The organism is Synechococcus sp. H55.10, assembly GCF_047502715.1.
GTDB lineage: Bacteria > Cyanobacteriota > Cyanobacteriia > Thermostichales > Thermostichaceae > Thermostichus.
Map to the genome: position 1 here is coordinate 1 of NZ_JANSJJ010000291.1, position 508 is coordinate 508.

1 protein-coding gene is annotated in these 508 nt (G+C 61.2%); it reads left to right on the top strand.

Features of this window, described 5'->3' with window-relative positions:
- Positions 1-508 (top strand): aminotransferase class I/II-fold pyridoxal phosphate-dependent enzyme (locus NW858_RS13205; protein WP_414520669.1); only part of this gene is annotated, 508 nt, incomplete at both ends.

The window sequence follows — 508 nt, forward strand, 5'->3', positions numbered from 1 at the left end:
GTGGTGGATTGCCTGGAAGAGGTGTTGCGCGAGCTAGCCCGCCAAGGGATCCGGCCCCGCTTTATCTACACCATTCCCACCTTTCACAATCCCAGGGGCTGCACCCTCTCTTGGCCGCGGCGGCAGAAGCTGGTGCAATTGGCGGCTGAATACGGCGTGGTGGTGGTGGAGGACGAGGCCTACTACGACCTACGCTTTGTCGGGGATCCCTTGCCCAGTTTGGCCGCGCTGGATGAAGAGGGCTGGGTTCTGCACGTGGGCACCTTTTCCAAGATTGTGGTGCCGGGGGTGCGGGTGGGCTGGGCCTGTGGCCATCCCGAGATCATCCGCCGCTTGGAGATGTTTCGTAGCGAGGGATCCCTGGGACCTTTTTTGGGCCGGGTGGTGGCCCGCTACTGCGGGGAAGGCCGCCTAGAGAGCCACATTCAGCTTTTGATCCGCCGTTACCGAGAAAAGTGCCACCTGATGTTGGAGGCCATCGCTCAATGTTTTCCCCCTGAAGTTAAGG